This window comes from Klebsiella sp. MPUS7 (genome assembly GCF_009905335.1).
GTDB classification, from domain to species: domain Bacteria; phylum Pseudomonadota; class Gammaproteobacteria; order Enterobacterales; family Enterobacteriaceae; genus Klebsiella; species Klebsiella grimontii.
Genome location: NZ_CP047604.1, coordinates 5,202,442 through 5,225,118, shown reverse-complemented (window position 1 = coordinate 5,225,118; position 22,677 = coordinate 5,202,442). Strand labels below are relative to the sequence as shown.

General features: G+C 56.1%; 21 protein-coding genes. 6 read left to right on the top strand and 15 right to left on the bottom strand.

Annotated elements, in window-relative coordinates; genetic code table 11:
• Window positions 1-62: 62 nt before the first annotated feature.
• The 6 genes from GUC22_RS24375 to GUC22_RS24350 are packed head-to-tail and all read right to left on the bottom strand — an operon-like array spanning window position 63 to window position 7,448.
• Window positions 63-1,340, bottom strand: coding sequence for an MFS transporter (locus GUC22_RS24375; protein WP_049132180.1), 1,278 nt, complete (start codon window positions 1,338-1,340; stop codon window positions 63-65).
• Between the two features lie 57 nt (window positions 1,341-1,397).
• Window positions 1,398-3,467, bottom strand: a complete 2,070-nt coding sequence (locus tag GUC22_RS24370; protein WP_102649958.1) for an FAD-binding protein — start codon at window positions 3,465-3,467, stop codon at window positions 1,398-1,400.
• A complete protein-coding gene (locus GUC22_RS24365) occupies window positions 3,464-5,005 on the bottom strand; it encodes an acyl CoA:acetate/3-ketoacid CoA transferase (protein ID WP_160183809.1) in 1,542 nt (513 codons plus the stop codon). Before GUC22_RS24365 ends, GUC22_RS24370 begins: the two co-directional genes overlap by 4 nt.
• Window positions 5,006-5,015: 10 nt before the next feature.
• Window positions 5,016-5,792 (bottom strand): enoyl-CoA hydratase/isomerase family protein, encoded by a 777-nt coding sequence (locus GUC22_RS24360; RefSeq protein WP_098067042.1) that lies wholly within the window; start codon window positions 5,790-5,792, stop codon window positions 5,016-5,018.
• Window positions 5,793-5,801: 9 nt separating this feature from the next.
• Complete coding sequence (locus GUC22_RS24355) at window positions 5,802-6,647, bottom strand: sugar phosphate isomerase/epimerase family protein (protein WP_064411401.1); 846 nt, start codon at window positions 6,645-6,647, stop codon at window positions 5,802-5,804.
• A gap of 9 nt (window positions 6,648-6,656) precedes the next feature.
• Entirely contained in the window at window positions 6,657-7,448 is a 792-nt protein-coding gene (locus GUC22_RS24350) for a 3-ketoacyl-ACP reductase (RefSeq protein WP_098067043.1), read from the bottom strand.
• Window positions 7,449-7,657: 209 nt separating this feature from the next.
• Here GUC22_RS24350 and GUC22_RS24345 point away from each other — a divergent pair, with 209 nt between their 5' ends.
• On the top strand, window positions 7,658-8,308 hold the full coding sequence (locus tag GUC22_RS24345; RefSeq protein ID WP_049132175.1) for a TetR/AcrR family transcriptional regulator: 651 nt from the start codon (window positions 7,658-7,660) through the stop codon (window positions 8,306-8,308).
• Here the strand turns inward: GUC22_RS24345 and GUC22_RS24340 are convergent.
• Window positions 8,292-8,951 (bottom strand): LysM-like peptidoglycan-binding domain-containing protein, encoded by a 660-nt coding sequence (locus GUC22_RS24340; protein WP_160183808.1) that lies wholly within the window; start codon window positions 8,949-8,951, stop codon window positions 8,292-8,294. The two genes, GUC22_RS24345 and GUC22_RS24340, sit on opposite strands and share 17 nt — an antisense overlap.
• Window positions 8,952-9,219: 268 nt before the next feature.
• Between GUC22_RS24340 and fklB the strand changes: the two genes are divergently transcribed.
• Both fklB and cycA read left to right on the top strand, forming a co-directional pair.
• Window positions 9,220-9,840 carry an FKBP-type peptidyl-prolyl cis-trans isomerase gene (gene fklB / locus GUC22_RS24335; RefSeq protein WP_004871077.1) on the top strand — a complete coding sequence of 207 codons (621 nt, stop codon included), beginning with the start codon at window positions 9,220-9,222 and terminating at the stop codon, window positions 9,838-9,840.
• A gap of 305 nt (window positions 9,841-10,145) precedes the next feature.
• Window positions 10,146-11,549 (top strand): D-serine/D-alanine/glycine transporter, encoded by a 1,404-nt coding sequence (gene cycA, locus GUC22_RS24330; protein WP_024360266.1) that lies wholly within the window; start codon window positions 10,146-10,148, stop codon window positions 11,547-11,549.
• Between the two features lie 115 nt (window positions 11,550-11,664).
• On the opposite strand, the gene ytfE is transcribed toward cycA, so the two are convergent.
• The 4 genes from ytfE to GUC22_RS24310 form a co-directional block, all read right to left on the bottom strand.
• Window positions 11,665-12,327, bottom strand: coding sequence for an iron-sulfur cluster repair protein YtfE (gene ytfE, locus GUC22_RS24325; protein WP_064411404.1), 663 nt, complete (start codon window positions 12,325-12,327; stop codon window positions 11,665-11,667).
• An 82-nt stretch (window positions 12,328-12,409) separates the two neighbouring features.
• Window positions 12,410-13,381 (bottom strand): DMT family transporter, encoded by a 972-nt coding sequence (locus tag GUC22_RS24320; protein ID WP_004098010.1) that lies wholly within the window; start codon window positions 13,379-13,381, stop codon window positions 12,410-12,412.
• Between the two features lie 75 nt (window positions 13,382-13,456).
• Complete coding sequence (locus GUC22_RS24315; protein WP_024360268.1) at window positions 13,457-14,281, bottom strand: AraC family transcriptional regulator; 825 nt, start codon at window positions 14,279-14,281, stop codon at window positions 13,457-13,459.
• 80 nt (window positions 14,282-14,361) lie between these two features.
• Window positions 14,362-15,210, bottom strand: coding sequence for an SDR family oxidoreductase (locus GUC22_RS24310; RefSeq protein WP_024360269.1), 849 nt, complete (start codon window positions 15,208-15,210; stop codon window positions 14,362-14,364).
• A gap of 90 nt (window positions 15,211-15,300) precedes the next feature.
• Between GUC22_RS24310 and GUC22_RS24305 the strand changes: the two genes are divergently transcribed.
• Entirely contained in the window at window positions 15,301-15,678 is a 378-nt protein-coding gene (locus tag GUC22_RS24305; protein WP_004871067.1) for a winged helix-turn-helix transcriptional regulator, read from the top strand.
• 52 nt (window positions 15,679-15,730) lie between these two features.
• On the opposite strand, the gene GUC22_RS24300 is transcribed toward GUC22_RS24305, so the two are convergent.
• Window positions 15,731-17,674: a bifunctional 2',3'-cyclic-nucleotide 2'-phosphodiesterase/3'-nucleotidase gene (locus GUC22_RS24300; RefSeq protein ID WP_064411405.1), complete on the bottom strand. Its 1,944-nt coding sequence runs from the start codon at window positions 17,672-17,674 to the stop codon at window positions 15,731-15,733.
• A gap of 191 nt (window positions 17,675-17,865) precedes the next feature.
• Here GUC22_RS24300 and cysQ point away from each other — a divergent pair, with 191 nt between their 5' ends.
• Window positions 17,866-18,609 carry a 3'(2'),5'-bisphosphate nucleotidase CysQ gene (gene cysQ / locus GUC22_RS24295; protein ID WP_004871063.1) on the top strand — a complete coding sequence of 248 codons (744 nt, stop codon included), beginning with the start codon at window positions 17,866-17,868 and terminating at the stop codon, window positions 18,607-18,609.
• Here the strand turns inward: cysQ and GUC22_RS24290 are convergent.
• The gene (locus GUC22_RS24290; protein WP_004871061.1) at window positions 18,599-19,156 is read right to left on the bottom strand and encodes a YtfJ family protein; all 558 of its coding nucleotides are present in this window, start codon (window positions 19,154-19,156) and stop codon (window positions 18,599-18,601) included. The two genes, cysQ and GUC22_RS24290, sit on opposite strands and share 11 nt — an antisense overlap.
• A 322-nt stretch (window positions 19,157-19,478) precedes the next feature.
• Here GUC22_RS24290 and GUC22_RS24285 point away from each other — a divergent pair, with 322 nt between their 5' ends.
• Complete coding sequence (locus GUC22_RS24285) at window positions 19,479-19,685, top strand: DUF1107 domain-containing protein (protein ID WP_004128166.1); 207 nt, start codon at window positions 19,479-19,481, stop codon at window positions 19,683-19,685.
• 67 nt (window positions 19,686-19,752) lie between these two features.
• On the opposite strand, the gene araC is transcribed toward GUC22_RS24285, so the two are convergent.
• Window positions 19,753-20,625 carry an arabinose operon transcriptional regulator AraC gene (gene araC / locus GUC22_RS24280; protein ID WP_024360272.1) on the bottom strand — a complete coding sequence of 291 codons (873 nt, stop codon included), beginning with the start codon at window positions 20,623-20,625 and terminating at the stop codon, window positions 19,753-19,755.
• A gap of 30 nt (window positions 20,626-20,655) precedes the next feature.
• Window positions 20,656-22,665, bottom strand: coding sequence for a beta-galactosidase (locus GUC22_RS24275; RefSeq protein ID WP_064411406.1), 2,010 nt, complete (start codon window positions 22,663-22,665; stop codon window positions 20,656-20,658).
• Between the last annotated feature and the right edge of the window lie 12 nt (window positions 22,666-22,677).

The following is a 22,677-nucleotide window of genomic DNA, read 5'->3' as shown; positions in this document are numbered from 1 at the left end:
CTGCCTGATGACGCTACGCTGCTCAGGCCTGCATGGGTTTGCAGGCCTATGATTAAGAATGGTTATGCCGGCTGTATCTGCTTCGCGACGACGCGCTGCGGATCAACAATGGTCAGCCAAATAATCGCTGCTGCGATAAGATCGAGAATGCTCAGCGCAATAAAGAATGGCGTATAGCCAATCTGATGCACCAGCAGCCCCATTACCAGGGTGAACAGCAACTGGCCCATCCATGCTGCAGAACCCGCCATGCCGCTCACGGTGGCGACCTGGTTCTTTTTGAACAGATCCGAGGCTAACGTCATTGCCATGGTTGACAGCATCTGGTGCGCAAAGCCGCCAAGGCTGATCAGTGCAATCGCGAAGTAGACGTTTTCGACAAATCCCACGGCTGACAACGAGGTCATAAGCAGCGCGCCGATAGTGAACCCGATGCGCCTGGAGTTGACAGTGGTAATGTGGAACTTGGTGATCAACACATTCGAGAGCACGCCACCCGCCACGCAGCCAATATCCGCCGCGAGAAAGGGGAGCCAGGCAAACATAGCAATCTCTTTTAGCGGCAGATCGCGAACCTGAATTAAATACAATGGCAGCCAGAAGCTTAACGTTCCCCAGACCGGATCGGACAAAAAACGCGTCATCGCGATGCCCCAGAAATTACGCTGCTTCAGCAGGGGGAGTAATGAAGGGCGCTTATCGCCGTCAGACTGCAGAGCTTTCTCTTGTCCTGAGAAAATATACTCTTTTTCTTCATCTGATACCCATTGATGTTTTTCCGGCGAGCGATATAAAAATAACCACATAAAAGCAAATATAATCCCCAGCCCCCCGCTAATAATAAAAGCGAACTGCCAGTGCCAGGAAATAATCGCCCAGACGACGATCGGCGGTGCCAGCATGGCACCAACGGACGTTCCGATATTAAACAGACCACCTGCCACGCCCCGCTCTTTTGACGGGAACCATTCCGATGCGGTTTTAATACCTGCAGGGATCGCGGCGGCTTCGCTCAGGCCAAGCAGGCCGCGGAAGCAGGCCAGCGACTGCCAGTTAAACGCCAGAGCATGGGCCATATTGGCGAAGGACCATGCCAGTGCGAAGATAAAAAAGCCAATCCGTAAACCGATGGAATCCAGAATATAGCCGCAGAAAGACTGGGCAACGGTATAAGCCATTTGAAAGGACATAATGACCCACGAATATTGCTGTTCAGTAATATGCAGTTCGGTAAATAAGGTTGAGGCGGCAACGCTTAATGAGCTGCGCGCCAGATAGTTAATGGCTGTGCCCAGCGCCACCAGGCCGATAATCCACCATCGTAGTCCTTTAATTTTCATTGTGATCACCTTAACGGGTTTATAGGGTACAAAGAGAAGGTTTAATGAGTTACACCGCTAGCGATAAATATTGCCGTTGAGAAAATCAGGCCAGTTCTTTTCAAAATAATGATCTTTACTATCGGCTAAGCTTCTCAGGGCTTTTTGCCGAACAATAAATTTGGCCTGCTGATAATGAATCGTCAGCTTTTTCTCTTTGTCTGACGCCTGCTCCGGTCGAAAACGCCATAGCTGCGCGGGCCCGTTACGGGTTAACGGCAGACAATCGCCTTCGGGGTCAAGGATGATCCTGGCACCCCGGCTGCCGCCGCCTGCGGAGATATAGTCGTCCAGCATTGTCAGCACCGCCGCCGATATCAGTGCCATTTGACGCCACATAAACAGTTCGGGGATTTCTGCCAGATGGCGGATCGATAGGGCATTTTTCGCCACCGCGGCAGCCAACAGGCGGGCCTCCTGTGCGGCCTGCCTGACGGCATCGACATGGCAGATAAATCCGCCGTGGTCAGACATGCGTGTCTGGATCTCTTCCTTGACGCTTTGCAGGGAGCGGCCTGACTCATTGCGCTGCGCTCGCAGAATGACGTCATTTACCTCCGCCAGCGGCTGAGCAGCCAGTTCAGGCACGTCATCGACCGCGTTGCGCCTGCCTGCATGTGCGATATAGCGCGCCAGACGCATGGCAAAGACCTGTCCGGCATTCAGCGCCGCGCCGCCTGGGCGGGTAACTCCGTGGGTTCCGGCGATTTCACCTACCGCAAAACAGCCGGGCAGAGAGGTTTGACCCCAGATATCGACCTCAATACCACCATTCATATGCTGATTGTTCATGGCGAACTGCAGCGGTGTTTGCGTCAAATCGTGGCCGTGCATTTTATACAGGGCGATCGATAGCGGATTCATTCGCTGCAGGCGTTCAATGGGTAGCGCTGCCAGCGCATCGTTGTTTTCCAGATAAGCCCGCACATCGTCGTCTAGCCGTTGCAGCGAGAAGGGAAGATCGCCTGGTACCGCTTCTGGATTGCGATTGAAGTCCATATAGACTTTGCGCCCCAGCTGCTGCTCATGCGCCACAGCCATATCCAGCAGGCTAGAGCCGAAATCCATCACCCTTGTAGCATGGAACGGCCACTGATACCCCTTACGAAAGATGTTTGAGGCTAGTTCCTGAGTGGTGCGGTAGTAGTCAGCGAGAAAATTATGCTCTTTGCCGCCGCTATCGACAGAATAAATATAGGGAATCACCTGCACGTAGGTGCCGGATAAATTCCACGGAAAGGCGCTGCGCGGCGTGCCGATACCGAACTGGCTTTCGGTCAGATTGGTGAGCGTGATTCCCTCTTCCAACGCCAGCCCGAGTGAGCCAAAGCATTTATTAGGGTAGACGCTGTCGCGGTAGAGCTCTCCGGGGCCGCCGGTCGCCAGGACGACATTGGGAGCGACTACCAGCGCCAGTCCCCACGGGTTATGGGCGCGAGACCCCGTCGCCAGAATTGCCCCCGCCATATGTTCCGTTCCTGATTCATCGCACTGGCGTAATAGTTTGATAACTGTCGCACCGCTCAACAGTGGGATATTGAGCCGCTGAACCTCTTCCAGCAAAACCTTTACCATCAGACGCGAGGTGCGCGGGCCGCAGGAGGTCGCGCGTCCGGCTTCATCATGGTCGGTTTGATAGCGGAGGATCGCCCCATAGCGGTCCTCCGGCAGTTCAAGCCCAAGAAATTGCAACCCACCCAAAGTATGCAGCGAACCTACTGCTTCCACATAGGCAGTGTCGTAGTCCATGGCACCGCCGCTGGCCAGCGCGTCAGCCAGTTTAAGAAAGCTATCGCCATTGCCTGCTGTGGCGGCAGTAAACAGTGTCTGTTTATCCGAGCCGGAGCAGGCGGAGGTCCCCATATATAATCCGGCGGTCGCTAATAATACGTTTTGCTGACGGCGCTTGAGTTCAACGGCGGCGCGTAACCCCGCGGCCCCGCTGCCGACGACTAGCGCATCGGCTTTCCAAAGCGGATAGTTGACGTTATCGATCGTCAGAATGGAAGCCGGTTCCGCTTTAGCGAACCCTTTAGGAAAGGAGACGTGAGTCAGGGCATCAAGAATGGCGTCATCGATCTGGCTCATGCGTCCTCCATCGCGCTAAACAGCGCGCTATCCATCAGGCGCGGCTGGTTAATTATCGGGCGGAAGGCCATATAAGGCAGAATATCGCGCTCAACATTAACTCCTGGTGCTATCTCGATTAACTCAACGCCCGCTTCCGTGAGCTGAAATACCGCGCGTTCAGTGACATAAAGCACTTCTTGTCCGCTCTGCCGGGCGTAGCTGGCGCTAAAGGTAATTTTTTCCACTTCCGTCACTAGCTTCGGAATCTGGCCAGATTGCTCTATTTGCAGGCCATCCGGTGTTACGTTGATCTTGCTGCCTTTGGCGTCGAAAGTGCCGCAGAACACCACTTTGCGAGCATTCTGCGCGATTTCCAGAAAACCACCAGGACCGATCAGGTTGCCGTTAAGATGCGACACGTTAACGTTACCGTGCCGGTCCATCTCCCCCATGCCGAGGAAGGTGATGTCGATACCGCCGCCGCTATAGAATTCGAATTGATCCAACGAAGGAATAATTGCATCAGCGTTGCGCGCGCAGCCAAACAGCGCATCGTCCAGCATCATGCCGTTATGCACGCCTTGCTCCACGCTGAGCCATAAACTTTGATAGGGTACGCCTTCACGCAGGGCGATACCGGGAATGCCGCCAGGGATACCAAATCCGAAGTTAGTCGACGCGCCTGCGACCAGTTCACGCGCCGCGCGACGGGCAATCAGGCGGCGCACCGGGTGGCTGACCAGCTCTATTGCATCGCTGGAACAGAGGCGTCGGTGTTGGCCACTGATCGTCAGATCGTAGCCGCCGAGGTAGGTCTGCGGCTGCTCGCGATGCTCCACGATGCCATCGACCAGAATTCCGGGGAGGGTGACGTTGCGTGGCGCGATTGCCCCTGCTTCCAGTACATCGCGCACCTGAACGAAGACCTTGCCGCCGCTATTGTGTGCCGCCAGCGCCATTGAGTAGCTGTCCATATTGATCGCTTCCTCTTCGAGGCTGACGTTGCCGCGCGGGTCGGCGTAGGTGCCGCGCACAATGGCGTAATTCACCCTGAATGGTCGGTAACGTAGTTTGGTTTCACCATCGATCTCAATTAGTTCCACCATATCTTCGGTGGTTCGGGCATTCGATTTACCGCCGCCGTGACGCGGATCGACAAACGATCCCAGCCCCACGTGGGTAATCAGGCCGGGACGACCGGCGCCAATTTCACGCAACAGCGCCTGAATCACGCCGCCGGGAAAGCAGTAAGCTTCGATCTCTTCGTTTTTTACCAGAGCCTGCATTTTTGGCGACCAGGTAAAATGCCCCGCGATAATTCGCTTGAGCATTCCTGCATGGGCGAAACGGTTGCTGCCTTTGCTATCGCGATCGCCAATTCCCAGCGAGTGGATAAGCGTCAGGTCGCGTGGATGTCCGGTCTCCAGAAAGCGTTTTTCAATGGCCGCCAGTAAATAATCAGCTTCAACCATACCGCCGCCGTTGCCGCTGATAGCAATCGTGGCGCCATCTTCAATGAGCGCGGCGACGGCGTCGGCTGAGGTCACTTTATTCATTCTCTTTTCCTTACTGATTCTGGAAAATTACCGGGCTTTTGTTAGCAAAAGCCCGCGTCGCCTGCTGGCAGTCCTGGGTGGCTGACATCAAGCCGGCCAGCAACTGATGCGAGTAGTCGGCATGCTTATTTTCCAGCGCCAGAATGAGCTGTTTAATATGCGCCAGGGCGACCGGGCCGCACTTTTGCAGAGCGCAAAGCTGATTTATCAGCCAGCCTTCCGCGTCATCTTTTTCCACGACCTCGTTAATCAATCCTGCGGCTTGCGCTTCTTGGGCGCTGAGGCGCTGGCCCAGCATCAGCATCTGGCGGCCAACAACCGGGCCAACCTGATTGAGAACCCGCTCGATGCCCAGCCAGCCGGGCACCATGCCAAGCGTGACTTCCGGGGTGGAGAATTTTGCTGTCGGCCGGGCGATGCGGATATCGCAGCTCAGCGCCAGTTCAATGCCGCCGCCGATGGTGTGACCGTTAATATTCGCCACGGTAAGCTGGGGTAAATTGCGCAGGCGCGAGAAGACCTCATTGCCGCGCTTAATCCATTTCCGCCCCATATCCAACGGTGAATAAGCAGACCAGGATTTAATATCGCCACCCGCGCAGAAAAACTTATCTCCCGTGGCGGTCAATTCCACCAGGCGCAGCGTGGCGTCATTTTCAATTTCATTTAAATAGCGATCGAGTAATTCGATCATCTCTTCGTTAATCGCGTGGCATTTATCTTCGCGATTCAGCGTCAGGCGACAGGAGGCCGCCGCTCTGCTGAACAGAACGGGTTGTTCATTCATGTTTCATCCTTAGCAATAATGCGCGATACGATCGACGCTAATATCCAGGGTGCTGTTGATGTCCTTTTGCCACCAGTTGTGCGGCGAGAAAATTTCTAATTCCACCGCGCCGTTAAAACCGGCGTTTTCCACTAGCCGACGAATCGAGGGAATATTAATGATGCCGTCTCCCGGCATACCCCGGTCGTTGACTAGATCGGTGGTCGGCACCAGCCAGTCTGAGATGTGAAAGGCCAGAATGCGCTTTCCCGCCCGCAGGATCTGATTCGCGAGGTCCGGGTCCCACCAGATATGGTAAACGTCCACCGCTACGCCCAGGCCGTATTCGCCATCGGGATCGAGTTCGTCGCACCAGTCCAGCGCCTGACGTAATGTGCACAGGCAGGAACGATCGGCAGCGGTCATCGGGTGCAGCGGCTCCAGTGCGATGGGCACGCCCACGTCTCTGGAGTGAGGCAGCAGCTGACGGATACCGTATTTCACCTGCTCCCGCGCTTCGTATAAATCTTTACTTCCCCGCGCTAGCCCGCCGACCACCTGCATATAGCAGGCAGCGTTCAGGGTGGCGGCATCGTCAAGCGCCCGACGGTTATCGTCGATGGCGAGTTTGCGTTCCGACAGGGTTGGCGCGGTGTAATAAGTACTGCGGCAGAATCCGGACACCGCCATGCTATTCGCCGTCAACTGACGGGCGATGTCCGCTAAATTTTCACCGGCAAGCTCTCTTCTCCACGGCGCAATAGCGCCGATACCACGTTCCGCGCAGGCATCAATAATGGCGGGTAAGGGCGTTTTATAGCCGAGCGTCGCGGTGTTGATGCTGAACAGATCGGGACGTTGCAACAGATCTCTCATTATTCAACCTCAGAAGCGCGGCATGCTCAGGCCGCCGTCAATGGCCACGGCCTGCCCACAGGTATAAATCAGCTTGCCTTCCGCCATGGCGCGTACGGTTGAGGCGATATCTGCCGGGAAACCCCAGCGACCCCACGGTACCAGTCCTTTGGCAATCAGTTCGTCGTAGTAGGCGGTAGCTGGAACGGTCATCTCGGTTTTAATCAGGCCTGGACGCACTTCATAAACGCCGATTTGCTCATCGCACAGGCGGGCGGCAAACAGACGGGCGGCAGCGGAAACGGCGGTCTTGGCCATCGTGTATTCGCCGCGATTCATTGCCAGCATGATGGCGTTAATTGAGCTGACGAAAATAATCGAACGATGCGGGAGTTCATTTTCCGGTTTCGGCTGCGCCAGCAGGCGCTTGCTGAACGACTGGGCGAGAAAGAAGGGGGCACGGGTGTTGACGGCAATGTTTTCGTCAAAGCTGTCCGGCTGCATGTCGAGGATATCGCCCCGTTTTTTGACGGAAATCCCGGCATTGTTCAGCAGGCAATCGAGGCGGCCCCATCGATTTTGCGCGGCGTCGAGCATCTCTTCGTGCAGCGACAGGTCGGCAATATCCGCCGGGAAACAGATGACTTCTGCGCCTTCAGCAATGCACTCCTGCCGGGTGGTTTCCAGCTTTTCAACGCTTTCAGCATCCGGGCGATCGTTAATTAAAAGATTGAATCCTGCGCGGGCCAGTTCAAGCGCACAGCCCTTGCCAATGCCGCGAGCGGCTCCGGTAATAACGGCAACGGATTTATTTGATCTCATTTGTAACCTCACAGTGAATAGGGATGACCCTGGTGGCATCAAAATGCATCTGGAACACTAAAAGATCAACCATCTAGTTGGTTGGTTTGTGAGGGCGATCACCAGACTGTTAATAACTTATTGAATTATATTGTTTTAATTCTTTTTTACTGAATAGGGTTAAAATTATCGCTATGATAGGCATCGCGAAGGGTGAATGGGGAAGCGGAATGTATCTTGATACCAGCAATGCGCAAAGCCTGAAAGAAAAGCTTCTTTTAAGCGCTGTCAATGAATTTGCCGAATATGGCTACGAAGGTGCCAGAGTCGATAATATCGTCAAAGCGGCAGATTGCAGTAAACAGACCGTGTATCACCACTTCGGCAATAAAGAAAATTTGTTTATCGAAGTCCTCGAATATACCTGGAACGATATTCGTCAGAAAGAAAAAAGTCTGGATGTATCAGGGCTTTCCCCTGACAAAGCCATTGAAAAAATCATTGATTTTACGTGGGACTACTACATTGAAAACCCGTGGTTTCTCAAGATTGTTCATAGTGAAAACCAAAGCAAAGGCGTTCATTATGCAAAATCAACGCGCCTGCCGGAAATTAACCATTCGCATCTGCAATTGATGGCTTCGCTGCTCGATGAAGGGAAGCAACAAAATATCTTCAAAGCCGATATCGATCCGCTCCAGGTTAATATTAGTATTGCCGCCCTCGGGGGGTATTACTTAATTAACCAACATACGTTAGGGTTGGTTTATCACATCAGCATGGTTTCGCCGCAGGCTCTGGAAGTCAGGCGTCGGGTCATAAAAGAAACGATTCTAAGCTGGCTTCTTGTGACGCCTGACTCTCTTAACGGACGCGAATAAAGCTGCCGTTCGACTGGCGGGTAAACAGCACCTGCTGGCCGCCGCCGGTATCGATGGTCAGCCCGGTGACTACGCCATTGGCGTTCTGACGGATCTGTACCGTCTGCCCGGTTTGCAGTGAGCTTAGCGGTTTTCCTGCGCCTTCCACCTGGGCCATGGCGTAAACGTCGGTCGGCGGCAGGTTGTGGTCGCGGAACAGCTGCGCGAGAGTTTTCCCCGATTCAATGCGGTAGGTCCGCCACTGCTGCTCGATGCCCGGCGTCGACTGCGGCTCCTGATACGGCTGGGAAGCGGCCTGCTGCTGCGGCTGATCCGGCTGCTCATCCTGAATCGGCTCCGGCGCGACCGGCGCCACCTGATCGGCATCGTTCACGGGCGGCGTATTGGTGATGGGCGGCAGCGGGACAGCCTGATTACCGGAAGCGGGCTGCGACTGGGATTGCAGGTTGAGATTCGCCTCGCGGCTGGCCTGAACCTCGCTGCTGTTATCCTCGGAAGGGAGCAGAACGCCGATAATCACCAGCAGCGCTCCGGCAATAATGCCCCGGCGGTGCATCGGCGGTAGCGGATCCATGAGGCGAAAATGATCCGGGGCGTGCCAGATCTTCGCCAGGGTAGATGTCAGTTCAAAGCGCCCGGGCATGGCTTTCCTCCTGCTCCGCATATTTTTATCCTGCTCTCTCTAGAGTATAGATGGCTAACTTCCTGAAGGACGAGACAAAGCTATGTTTCGTGAGGTTAACCTTATCCCTCTATTGTTTCTGTTTCCCTTAGATTTGTCATCATCCAGGCGACAAAGTTTTACCCGTCGTGCTATGGCTGATATGCTTCCCACCTCTTTTCTCTGCTCATTGTCTTTTGCATTTTGGAAGCCAGAGAGCATGAGAGCCCCCACGAAAAAAGGAACAAAGATGGCAACCCCAACTTTTGACACGATCGAAGCACAGGCAAGTTACGGTATCGGCTTGCAGGTTGGACAACAGCTGAGCGAGTCTGGCCTGCAGGGGCTGCTGCCGGAAGCGCTGGTCGCGGGTATTGCTGACGCGCTGGAAGGTCAACAGCCGCAGGTGCCGGTGGAAGCCGTTCACCGCGCGCTGCGTGAAATCCACGAACGCGCTGACGCCGTGCGTCGCGAGCGTTTCCAGGAAATGGCCGCGGATGGCGAGAAATACCTGGAAGAGAACCGCGAGCGCGAAGGCGTGAACAGCACCGAATCTGGCCTGCAGTTCCGCGTACTGACCCAGGGTGAAGGCCCGATCCCGGCGCGTACTGACCGCGTTCGCGTCCACTATACCGGCAAACTGATCGACGGTACCGTCTTCGATAGCTCCGTCGCGCGCGGCGAGCCGGCTGAATTCCCGGTGACCGGCGTAATCGGCGGCTGGATTGAAGCGCTGACCCTGATGCCGGTAGGTTCCAAATGGGAACTGACCATTCCGCACAGCCTGGCCTACGGCGAGCGCGGCGCGGGCGCATCCATTCCTCCGTTCAGTACCCTGATTTTTGAAGTTGAACTGCTGGATATTATCTAAACAGCAGGTGCTTCCTCTCCCGCAGGGGGGAGGAGGCCGCTTTAAATAGTGTAAAACCCTTAAGTTATGAATTTGCTGGAACTTTATATTGCATATCGGCTTAATGGGTGTATTTTTGTGAGCTGTTTCGCGTAACCGGAGTGATATAACACTCACTTTAAACATAAAATTAACATTATATCTAAATCATAGTATTCATCCCTCCGATTCTTACCTAATATCGATAAACCCTCGTTCCAGGGTTAAGACGAATGAAGGGCCAGTAGAGCCCGAACAACACAGACAGGTACAACAGGAAAAATCACATGGTAGATCAGGTAAAAGTCGTTGCCGACGAACAGGCTCCGACTGAACAATCGCTGCGGCGAAATCTTACTAACCGGCATATTCAGCTTATCGCTATCGGTGGCGCGATCGGCACCGGGCTGTTTATGGGCTCAGGCAAAACCATCAGCCTTGCCGGGCCGTCAATTATTTTTGTTTATATGATCATCGGCTTTATGCTGTTTTTCGTCATGCGCGCCATGGGTGAATTACTGCTGTCGAATCTTGAATATAAGTCGTTCAGCGATTTTGCCGCCGACCTGCTGGGACCCTGGGCTGGCTATTTTACCGGCTGGACCTACTGGTTCTGCTGGGTGGTCACCGGGATGGCGGACGTGGTGGCGATCACCGCCTACGCGCAGTTCTGGTTCCCGGGACTCTCCGACTGGGTCGCCTCGCTGGCGGTCATCCTGCTGCTGCTGGGCCTTAACCTCGCTACCGTGAAGATGTTCGGCGAGATGGAGTTCTGGTTCGCGATGATCAAAATCGTCGCTATCGTGGCGCTGATCGTCGTCGGCCTGGTGATGGTGATGATGCACTTCCAGTCACCGACCGGCGTGGAAGCCTCTTTCGCCCATCTGTGGAATGACGGCGGCTGGTTCCCGAAAGGCATCAGCGGATTCTTTGCCGGCTTCCAGATCGCGGTCTTCGCCTTCGTGGGCATCGAGCTGGTGGGAACCACGGCGGCGGAAACCAAAGATCCTGAGAAATCTCTGCCGCGGGCGATTAACTCGATTCCAATCCGCATCATTATGTTCTACGTCTTCGCGCTAATTGTGATTATGTCAGTGACGCCGTGGAGCTCAGTGGTGCCGTCGAAGAGCCCGTTCGTCGAGCTGTTTGTGCTGGTGGGGCTGCCGGCGGCGGCGAGCCTGATCAACTTCGTGGTGCTGACCTCGGCGGCCTCTTCCGCCAACAGCGGCGTGTTCTCCACCAGCCGTATGCTGTTCGGTCTGGCGCAGGACGGACAGGCGCCAAAAATGTTCGCTAAGCTGTCGAAGCGTGCGGTACCGGCGAAAGGCCTGACCTTCTCCTGTATGTGCCTGCTGGGCGGCGTGGTGATGCTGATGGTCAATCCGAGCGTGATCGCGGCGTTCACCATGATTACCACGGTGTCGGCGATCCTGTTTATGTTCGTCTGGACGATTATCCTGTGCTCGTATCTGGTCTATCGCAAAAAGCGCCCGCAGCTGCATGAGCAGTCCAAATACAAGATGCCGCTGGGCAAACTGATGTGCTGGGTGTGCATGGCCTTCTTCGCCTTTGTGCTGGTACTGCTGACGCTGGAAGCCGATACCCGCGAAGCGCTGATGGTGACTCCGCTGTGGTTTGTGCTGCTGGGGGCGGGCTGGCTGTTTGCCGGCAAGAAGCGTCTGGCGAAATAAAAAAATGTTCGGGAGAGATTTTTAACGTTGCTTGCAGCGGCCCGTCATAAAAAAGGCCACCCGGGGTGGCCAATCAGACTGACAATGTCGAGGGCGCCTGCGGGCGCCTTTTTTATTACTTTCCGGCGAGGGCACGCGGGAACAGCACGTTATTTTCGAGGCTGATGTGCTCCATCAGGTCATCAATCAGTTCGTTGATGCCGTTGTACATCGCTTTCCAGGTGGTGCAGGCTTCCGGCGGAGGCGTCACGTTCTGCGTGATGTGCTTAATCACCTCCAGCAACTCGCCCGCATCATCATGCTCGCTTTCCATGACGCTGATAGGACCGCCGGCCTGCGTTCCCATGCCCTGTTTGATCATCGGGAACAGAATCTGCTCCTCTTTCATCATATGGCTGGAAAGCTCCTGGTGCAGCATGGTCAGATACTTGGTCAGGCCCTTCGGAACGTTGGGCTTGTCGGCATGAACGCGCTCGACTTTGGTGGCCTGTAAAATTAGCTCCGGCAGCTGTTCGCGATGCCTGTCGTGATAGCGAACGATAATGTGATCGATGATGTCCGCGTAGGGCGCAGCCCGCCAGTCGCGCTCCACCGGCTCTTCCGCCAGTTTAGCCAGCTCGGCTTCAATCACCGCGACGTCCAGCTCTTTGCGCGACGCCGCGCGCTCCAGCGTCTGTTTGCCGCCGCAGCAGTAGTCCATATCATATTGACGGAACAGCGCGGAGGCGCGCGGAATCGTCAGCGCCAGCTCGCCTAAAGGTTGGTCACGGAAAGCCATAGCAGTTACCTCGTCATCAAGAATATAAGTTGTATTTTAAATGCATCTTATTCTCCTGGGAATACCCCTTTGGGATACCTGGCTATTTTTTCTCGCTGACCAGCTCCTGCAGCGCGGGCTTTTCCGGGCGGGCACGCACCGCAGACACCACGCCGAGCACCAGCAGCAGGATACCGCTGAAGGTCAGAAGCGGCGGCAGGCTCTGGCGCAAAATAAAGGTATACAGCAGTCCGGCAAGGGTTTCGAAGACAATCAGCGGCCCGAGGATCACCGTTGGCAGACGCTGGCTGGCGACGTTCCAGCACCACGCGCCGACCCATGAGCAGAAGATAGCGATCGCCAGCATCAGGGTGACAAATACCGCCGGACGCGGACCGAAAGGCAGCGGAAAGTCCGCGTGCTGGCCGTGCAGCCACCCGCAGGCGATGAGATACCCGGCCAGCGATACCGGCAGGGTGACCAGCGCCTGGGCGGTAGCCCACATCATCGGCGGTTTGTCCGGATTTTCCCGCAGCCAGCGGGCATTGCGCAGTGCGTACCAGGCCCAGCACACTACCGAGATTAGCGCCAGCGCGATACCGGAGCCGTAGCGCCAGGGGCTGAAATCGGGTAAACCCTGATGCAGTTCGGCAATATTGACGCACGCGAGGCCGAGGGCAATACAGACCAGCGCCGGAAAGAGGCGTCGCCACGGCAGCTTGCCGTCGCGCTGGCTATAGAGCAGGTTAGCGAAAACCGGCAGCACAACCGGCAGGGTGCCGATAATCATCGTGGAGACCGGCGCGCCGGTACGCTGAATCGCGCTGGCCAGGCAGACGTAATAGATTAAGTTACCCATCATGGTCAGCCCCAGCGCCGTCCACCAATCTTTCCCGGTGAGCTGACGCAGCCGCGCGCGGCCCAGCCAGGCCAGCGGCAGGGCGATCAGCCCCAGCGCCAGATAGCGTCCCATCGACTGTAAAACCGCCGGGTATTCCGGCACCAGTAAAGGACCCACGAATATCAATCCCCACATCAGCCCTGCCAGCAGGGCGTACAGCACACCACTAATCATCACGCCTTCCATTACTCTTTTCGTTGCCGACAGTGTAGGCGAGGCAAAAGCGGGAATATTGTATGAGGTTGCGCATTAGCGCGGGAGAACCTGCTTTTGATAACGCACCGGCGTAATGCCGTAGCGGCGGGTGAACGCGCGGGTCAGGTGCGACTGGTCGGTCAGTCCGGCGGCGAGGGCGACGTCGGCGGCGGGCATGCCGTGGGTGAGAAACGCTTTGGCGCGCCACAGGCGAATCGCCATCAGCATCTGGTGCGGCGTGACGTGAAAGTGCGCTTTGAACTGGCGTTGAAAATGGTATGGGCTGAGCGCTGCCACCTGCGCCAGCTCATCGAGGGTGACCGTACGCATATAGTTATCGTGCAGATAGTCGCGTACCCGCTCGAAGCGGTGACGGGCCTCGGGCAGCGCAGCGGCGTGATGGGCAAACGGACGGAAGGTATCGATTAGATCCAGCAGCAGACCCTGCTGCGCCAGCGGATCGTCGGTATGCCACAGGCCATAGATAAGATTGCCGATTTGCCGGGAGCGCAGCGGATCCTGGCGAACCACCTCGCTGAACCACCAGTGGCGTTCGCCGGTCACCTCTTCCAGCGTATCCGGGTCGAGATAAATCATCCGATAGCGCCAGCCGTCGGCGGTTTCCGCCTCGCCGGTGTGCAGCTCATCGGGGTTCATGGTGACGATAGAGTTGACCGAAGCCACGTGCTGGCTGCCCCGATAGCGAAAACGCTCGGCGCCGAGCTCGATCGCGCCGATACCAAAGGCTTCATGGGTGTGCGGTTCAAAGGCGTAGCGGGAGATATGGGCATGATATAGCTCAACGCCGGGCAGCTGCGCCAGATGGCGGAAGCGCGCGCTGTCTCTTTCATCATTAAACTGTTCCGGTACGCCTTGCATGCGATAACTCCCGACGGACATCCTTTTATTATTGAGGATGGCCCGCCGGGATGCTACAAAAATTAACCACTATGTAACAGTTACAGAATGCCTTTGACGCTCTCTGCCAGCGTCGTGGTTGGGCGACCGATGAGCTTACTCAGAGTGCGGCTGTCGTCGAACAGACCGCCTTTGGAAGCGCCGGTATCGGAATCCGCCAGCATATCCGCCAGACCGGCAGGCAGCCCGACGCCCTTCAGCGCGGCGGCGAAGTCGGCTTCGCTGAGGTTTTGATACACCACATTTTTACCGCTTTGTTTGCTCAGCTCTGCGGCGAGTTCGCTCAGCGTCCACGCCTCATCGCCCGCCAGCTCGTACACTTTTCCGGCGTGGCCCTCTTCGGCGATAACGCGAGCGGCGGCGGCGGCGTAGTCTGCGCGGGTCGCGGAGGCGATTTTGCCGTTACCGGCCGCGCCGATAAACACGCCGTGCTCAATCGACGGCGGCGCGCTGGCGAGATAGTTTTCGGTGTACCAGCCGTTACGCAGCAGGGCATATGCAATGCCGGAGTCGGCGAGCATTTTCTCGGTGGCGATATGCTCATCCGCCAGCCCCAGCGGAGAGGTATCGGCGTGCAGCAGGCTGGTGTAGGCGATAAATTTTACGCCAGCGGCTTTCGCGGCGTTAATCACGTTGCGGTGCTGGACGGCGCGCTGGCCGACTTCGCTGGACGAGATCAGCAGCAGTTTGTCTACGCCCTGCAGGGCGGCGGTCAGTGCGGCTTCGTCGCCGTAGTCGGCCTGACGAACCACTACGCCCTTTTGGCTCAGCGATTCGGCCTTCGCCGGGTTGCGCACGATAGCCACAACCTGGTCTGCGGGTACGGTAGTTAACAGATTTTCCAGGACGTGCTGGCCAAGCTGGCCGGTTGCGCCGGTAATTGCGATCATAGGTCTTCTCCTTCGTGTTCATTGGCAGTTGTGGTAAGCTAACACCTTAACTAACTTTTAGTAAGTACGTACAAAAAGGTAAGTACGAATATGGCGAATCTGACGCTGAGCGAGCAGCTACGCAACGGCAACCTGTTTGCCGAACAGTGCCCCTCGCGGGAAGTGCTCAAGCATGTGACCAGCCGCTGGGGCGTGTTGATTTTGGTGTCTCTGCGCGATGGCACCCATCGGTTTAGCGATCTGCGGCGTAAGATCGGCGGCGTCAGCGAAAAGATGCTGGCCCAGTCGCTCCAGGCGCTGGAACAGGACGGCTTTCTTAATCGCGTATCCTATCCGGTGGTGCCCCCGCACGTTGAATATAGTCTGACTCCGCTCGGTGAGCAGGTAAGCGAGAAGGTGGCGGCGCTGGCGGACTGGATTGAACTGAACCTGCCCGTGGTTCTGGCGAACCACGGGCAGGTAGCCTGAGGGTGATGCCTGGGTAGCCCCGGTAAGCGTAGCGCAACCGGGGAAGGGGCAATTACTGACTCAAATCCAGCTGATAAATGGCAAAACCGATATCGTCGGTGGCGACCTGACGCATTGGGTATTGCGCTTTCTCTTTGATAAACGCCGCGGCCTTATCGCCCGGAGAGGTTTCAAAGCGAATATCCAGCGGTACGCTGCTGTGGATCGGCGCCAGGCGCCAGTTGTTATCCGCCGCCGGATGGATCTCGCCGTTTTTCTTCGACTCCGCGCCAATCCACGCCGCCAGCACCGAGCGGTTTTCATCCGGTGAGGCGAACGCGATATGATCTTCGCCGGTGCCCTGGAATTTACCGCCGTAGGCGCGGTAGTTGTTGGTCGCGACGAGGAAAGTGGCGTTCGCATCGATCGGCTTGCCGTTAAAGGTCAGATGCTTAATTCGCTCGGCCTGCGGATTGACGCTGTTGCATTCGCCGTCGTAGCGCGCCGGCTGGGTGATATCAATCTGGTAGTTCACGCCATCAATGACGTCGAAGTTGTAAGTGCGGAAGCCGTCCCAGTTAATCAGCGACTGCGGCTTGCTGCTGGCGGGGTCAATCTGATTGAACTGCCCGGCGGAGCACTCCAGCCACTCTTTCACCTCTTTACCGCTCACTTTCATCACCACCAGGGTGTTGGGATACAGGTAGAGATCGGCGGCATTGCGGAAGGTGAGCTGACCTTTTTCCACTTCCACAAAGCTGGCCGGATCGTTTTTCCGTCCGCCGACTTTAAACGGCGCGGCGGCGGAGAGTACCGGCAGCTTCGCCAGATCCGGGTCGCCCTGAATATAGTGCTCCACATAGGCTTTCTGGGCCATGTTGACTACCTGTACGGTCGGGTCGTCCTGCACCAGCGCCAGGTAGCTGTACATATTGTCCGAGGATTTACCGATCGGTTTGCCGACAAACTCGCGGGTGGCGTCATGGTCGGCTTTTAATACCGCCACCATGTTGCTGTCTTCTGCCGCCAGCGATTTCTTCGCCGCCGCATCGTAGATCGGGCGCGCTTCGGCTTTCGCTGCGCTGACCTGCCATTTGCCGCTGTCGTTGTTCAGAACCAGATCGACCACCCCAAGATGATCGCCCCACATGCCCGGCATCACCGCCGGTACGCCGTTCAGCGTACCTTTAGCGATATCCGCGCCTTTAATACCGGCAAAATCTTTGCTCGGGAAGACGGCGTGCGCGTGGCCGAACATAATGGCATCGACGCCGGGCACCTGGCTTAAATAGTAAACGGAGTTCTCCGCCATCGCCTGATACGGGTCGGCGGAGAGGCCGGAGTGGGCAATGACCACGACCACGTCCGCGCCTTTTTCACGCATTTCCGGGACAAATTTGCGCGCGGTTGCGGTAATGTCGTTGACGGTGACTTTGCCGCTGAGATTGGCTTTATCCCATGTCATAATCTGCGGCGGTACGAAGCCGATATAGCCAATACGCAGCGTCTGCGTTTTGCCGTCGCTATCCTGAACCTGGGTATCCTGAATCAGATAAGGCGTAAACATCGGTTTGCCGGTTTTGGCATCGATGATATTGGCGTTCACGTAGGGGAATTTCGCGCCGGCCAGCGCTTTGTGCAGGAAGTCGAGCCCGTAGTTAAACTCGTGGTTACCGAGGTTCCCCACCGCATAGTCCAGGGTATTCATCGCTTTATAGACCGGGTGAACATCGCCCTCTTTCAGCCCCTTCGCCGCCATATAGTCGCCCAGCGGGCTGCCCTGAATGACGTCGCCGTTATCGACCAGCACGCTGTTTTTGGCTTCCTGGCGTGCTTTTTCAATCAGGGTTGCGGTGCGCACCAGGCCAAATTTTTCCGTGGCGCTGTCTTTGTAATAGTCAAAGTCCATCATATTACTGTGCAGATCGGTGGTTTCCATGATCCGCAAATCGACCGTCGCCGCATTTACGCTGGCGGCGATCAGCGTGGCCAGCAGCGTTGCGCTAAACTTAATCATCAGTGGCGTCCTTTTTTATGAGCAATGGCACAGAAGAAAATGTATTTACATTCTGTTGCTTACAGAAATGTGAATCATGCCAGAAAAGCGATGAATGAAACCGCCATCGTTATCACAGATAGCGGAACTCACAATGATGCGATATAAATAAAACAACGAGTTAACGCCACTGTAACCAGACGAGGTGGAGAATGTTAGAACAAGTATGTCAGCTTGCACGGAACGCGGGCGATGCCATTATGGAAGTTTACGATGGAAAACAGCCGATGGACATCGCCAGCAAGAAGGACGATTCTCCGGTCACGGCCGCGGATATTGCGGCGCACAAGGTGATTATCAGCGGCCTGCTGGCGCTGACGCCCGATATTCCGGTTCTGTCGGAAGAGGACCCGCCGGCCTGGGAGGTGCGCCAGCACTGGCAGCGCTACTGGCTGGTGGACCCGCTGGACGGCACCAAAGAGTTTATCAAGCGCAACGGCGAGTTTACCGTCAATATCGCTTTGATTGAAAACGGGAAACCGATCCTTGGCGTGGTCTACGCGCCGGTGATGAAGGTGATGTACAGCGCGGAAAAGGGCAAAGCATGGAAAGAGGAGTGCGGCGTTCGCAAGCAGATTCAGGTCCGCGATGCGCGTCCGCCGCTGGTGGTGATTAGCCGCTCCCACGGTAATGACCCGGAGCTGCAGGAGTATCTGGAGCAGCTTGGCGAACACCAGACGACCTCAATCGGTTCGTCGCTGAAGTTTTGTCTGGTCGCCGAAGGGCAGGCCCAGCTTTATCCGCGCTTCGGGCCGACCTCCACCTGGGACACCGCGGCCGGTCATGCGGTCGCCAGTGCCGCCGGGGCGCACGTTCACGACTGGCAGGGGCGTACCCTGGATTACACGCCGCGTGAATCGTTCCTCAACCCCGGCTTCCGGGTCTCTATTTATTAAGCAGCTTGTGCAGCAGGGCCACTACCTGCTGCACTTCCTCCTGGCTGAGCGCGCCGTCTTTAGCCCACTGTACGCGGCCGTCTTTATCCAGCACCACGATGGCCGAACTCTCTTCATTGAGCTGCCATGCTTTGCGGACCACACCGTTGCTGTCGACGATAAACTGCGACCAGGGGTAGAGCTGCTTGTTGCTCTCAATACTGCTGCGGACAAACACGCCTGAACCCGGGATAGCGTCATCGGTATTAACGATGGTGGTGGTTTGATAGCGATCGTGCGGGAGCTTCGCGCTCTTAATGGCTTCAATCAGAGTGGCATTTTTTTCTTTTGCCGACGAGCGCCCGGCAATATGCTGCACGACGCGCACTTTCCCCGCCAGCTGCGCGCTATTCCAGCTTTTATAGCTAAACTTATCGTTATTCAGCACCAGCTCCCCTCGATCCGCGACGCCGACCGGCGCAACGCGCTGACCGTCGACAAAGTTGTGCGCCGAGGCGATCAGCGGGAACAGGAGACATGAAACGGCCAGTAATCTACGTAGGGTCATGGTGTTTCCTTTTATTATCTTTGCAGGTGATCCGACCACTTGGTCTTCTTTAATCATAAGTGCGATTTATGCGCATTACCCGCAATGATGGTGCCAGTTTGCGTGTTAACGCACAAATTCGTCCAAAATCGGCGACTTATACTACCTTCATCGGATGCCTGAAACGAAAACTCTGAATTATTGTCATCATAAGGTAAATAAACTTATACATACTGGGTATCACTCAGATTCTGGACTATAGTTTCAGGGCACTAAAATTTGCGCTTCCGGTACGTGGGCTAACTGTGGCACCACAGGAGCGTAACCCTGGCAGGAGACAACAATGAAAATTTTCCAACGCTACAATCCGCTACAAGTAGCGAAGTACGTGAAGATCCTGTTCCGTGGACGTTTGTATATCAAGGACGTTGGCGCTTTTGAGTTTGATAAGGGCAAAATCCTTATCCCGAAGGTGAAGGACAAGCTGCATTTGTCGGTGATGTCCGAAGTCAATCGTCAGGTTATCCGTCTGCAGACAGAGATGGCATAATCTGAAAAGTGGTATGGCTACACGGTAAAAAGGCGGCTCCCAACGGGAGCCGTTGATGTTTCTGGACCTACCCCTTCATTTCCGCATAGCGTTTGCGGTACTCGCCCGGCGGAATGCCGTTATGCTTGCGGAAAATGCGCGTGAAATAGACCGGGTCTCCATAACCTACCGACAGGGCGATTTTGTTAAGCGGCAGCGACGTGGTTTGGATCAGCCACTTTGCGCGGTTAATGCGCTGCGCCTCGCGCCAGGCGTAAACCGTTTGCCCCAGTTCATTTTTGAACAGATGCGCCAGCCGGGAGGGGGAGATAAAAACCATCGCCGCCAGGTTCTCAATCTTAATCTCTTGGGCAATATGTTCGTTAAGATAGTCGCATACGGCGTTAATCCGCGGATCGTGGGCGTGGCGGTTGCTGATCGGCTGTCGCTGAAAGCAGCTCAGGATCAGGCGCTCCAGCGCGTTCATCGCCAGCGCCTCCGACAGCGGGGCGGAAGCGGAGTGATGGCGGATGACCTCATAGAACAGATCGCGCAGGCTTTGCAGCTGCTCAGGATCGTTGACCGTGGTTTTGCCGATACCGTGCGCTGTTTGATCCCACTTTAGCCAGTCTATCCAGTAGGGGCGAGGGATAAAGTAGATCCATAAGTGATCCCAGTAGTCGCTGTGTTCGTCCCGTCCATAATGGTGGGGAACGCCGGGGGGAAAGAGCAGCAGGTCGTTTTCACGAAACAGAAGAGAGCCGTCGCCCGCTTTCGCGCGCGCCTGGCCGCGCAGGGTCAGATTGATGATGTAACCTTTCATTCCCTGCGGGCGGTTAATGTAGTAGTCCAGCTTTGAGCCACGGGTGATGGGAGTAAAGCCGGCGACGACCCAGGCGTTGAAGGTAAAGGTCTTCATCAATGGCGAGAAGTTCAGTAGCTCATTGATATCCAGTTCCATCGTTTCCCCCGCCCGAGTGCCGCCGCTCGCTTAACTTTCGATGATACTAAATTCCCATGCCCTGAGACGCAACGGCTGGCCGCAGTGAACTTTTTCCCCGCTCAGCAGCGCGTTACCCGATGTCTCGCTGATAAACGCCAGCGGATCGCCGGAGTAGTTAAACAGGAAGTGGATGCTATTGCCGTCGCGGTTGCGCATCTTTTTGACCACCAGCGGATAGCGGTAGGCCGAGGTACGTGAACGCAGATCCAGACCCGCCGTCAGCCGGTCGAACAGCTGGCTAATCAGCGTTTTTTGCGGCAGGAAGCCAACGTAAATCGCCCGGCCCTGGCCGTAATCCGCCTCGGTGGCGGCGGCATAATCGCTCCATGCCGGATGCTGATAGCGCAGTAGCGTACGGGTACCGGCGTCCGGCGTCAGCAGCTCCATCCACAGCTCGGCCTGGTTATCTTTACTGCAATCAATGTCCGCGCTGCACGCGCTTACCGTCGTCTCTTCCGGCAGGGTGAACTGGCTGTAGCTCACGCCGCAGCTTTCGCGCAAAACTCCCGGCTGCGCGCCGCTGCGCACCTTCACGTTTTCATCGCTAAAGCCCGATTTAAAGCCGATCAGCGCTCTGCCGCCCTGTTCAATATAGCGGTTAATGCGCGTAAGCAGGCCATCATCCGCGGCGTAGAGTCCGGGTACGATCAGCACGCGATAGCGCGCGGTTTCCTCGTTAACGTCGTGGATAATATCGAGGCTGATATTGTGGTCGTACAGCGCATCGTGGAAGCGGCGGAAAATATCGTTATAAATATTGCCCTGCGCGTCGCCGGGGCGGAACTGGTTGAGGGCGTCCATCGCCTCATTGCTGATCAGCAGCGCGACGTCGTTTTCCGCCTTCAGCTCCGCCAGCTGCGGCGACAGGCGGGCGAAGTCAGCCCCGATAGTGGTGGCCTCCTGCCAGGTCGCGTTGCGCAAAAAGTCATGGCTTAACAGCCCTTTCCAGTAAGTTTCGAACGCATTATGAATCGAATGCCAGTGCCAGTAGGAGACCATCGCCGCTCCCGAGGCCACGTGGCTAAAGGCCTGCAGGCGCAGCTGGCCAGGATAAGGGGTCCACTGGGCAAAGCCTTGCGCCTGGGTTTCCAGCACGAAGTAGTTGTTGCCCTGCTTGAGCGAGCGCGTAATGGCGCCGCCAAACGCGATTTCCCGCCCGGTCAGGTGCTTCTGGCTCGGGTGATAGATATCGACACCGGCAATATCCAGCGCCTGCGCCGCCGCAAAATGGTCGACTCGCGGCTGCACGCCGTAGGAGTAGCCGCGCCATTCAAAATCGAAGTTGTGGGTGACGAACTGATGCGGCTGGGCATATTCGCGCACGATCTCCGCCTGCCAGGCGAGATACTCCGTCACCTGCTGGCGCTGGTAGCGAGAGAACGCGCAGGCGAGGCTGGCGTTAATGGTATTCTCGACCGGCGGAAAATCCTGCCAGCTATCAATACGGTTGCTCCAGTAGTCCAGACCAAAATCGTTATTCAACCGGTCGAGATCGGGGTATTTTTCTCGCAGGCTGCGCACAAACCCCTCTTGCATATAGCGGCCGATATTATCGTAATGCTTGGTTTCATTATCCAGCTGCCAGCCAATAATTGCCGGATGTCGCTGCACGTGCGCCATTAGCGTACGAATAATCTTTTCGGCATAGCGGCGAAAGGTCGGGTTGACGATATCCATAATCTGGCGCGGGCCATATTTTTGCTGGCCATCGACGGTGGTGACCAGTATGTCCGGATGTTTAGCCGCCAGCCAGGCCGGGACGGCGTAAGTCGGCGTGCCGATAATCACCGCGATCCCCGCCTCATGCATGGCATCCAGCACCCGGTCGATATGATAGAAGTTATATTCGCCCTCCCGGGGCTCGAGCGTACTCCAGGTCGATTCGGCAATGCGCACCACGTTAATGCCCGTTTCCTGCATTAAGGCGATATCTTTCGCCAGCCGATCTTCCGGCATATATTCATCGTAATAGGCCACGCCATAAAATAAATCAGACATACAGGTTACCTC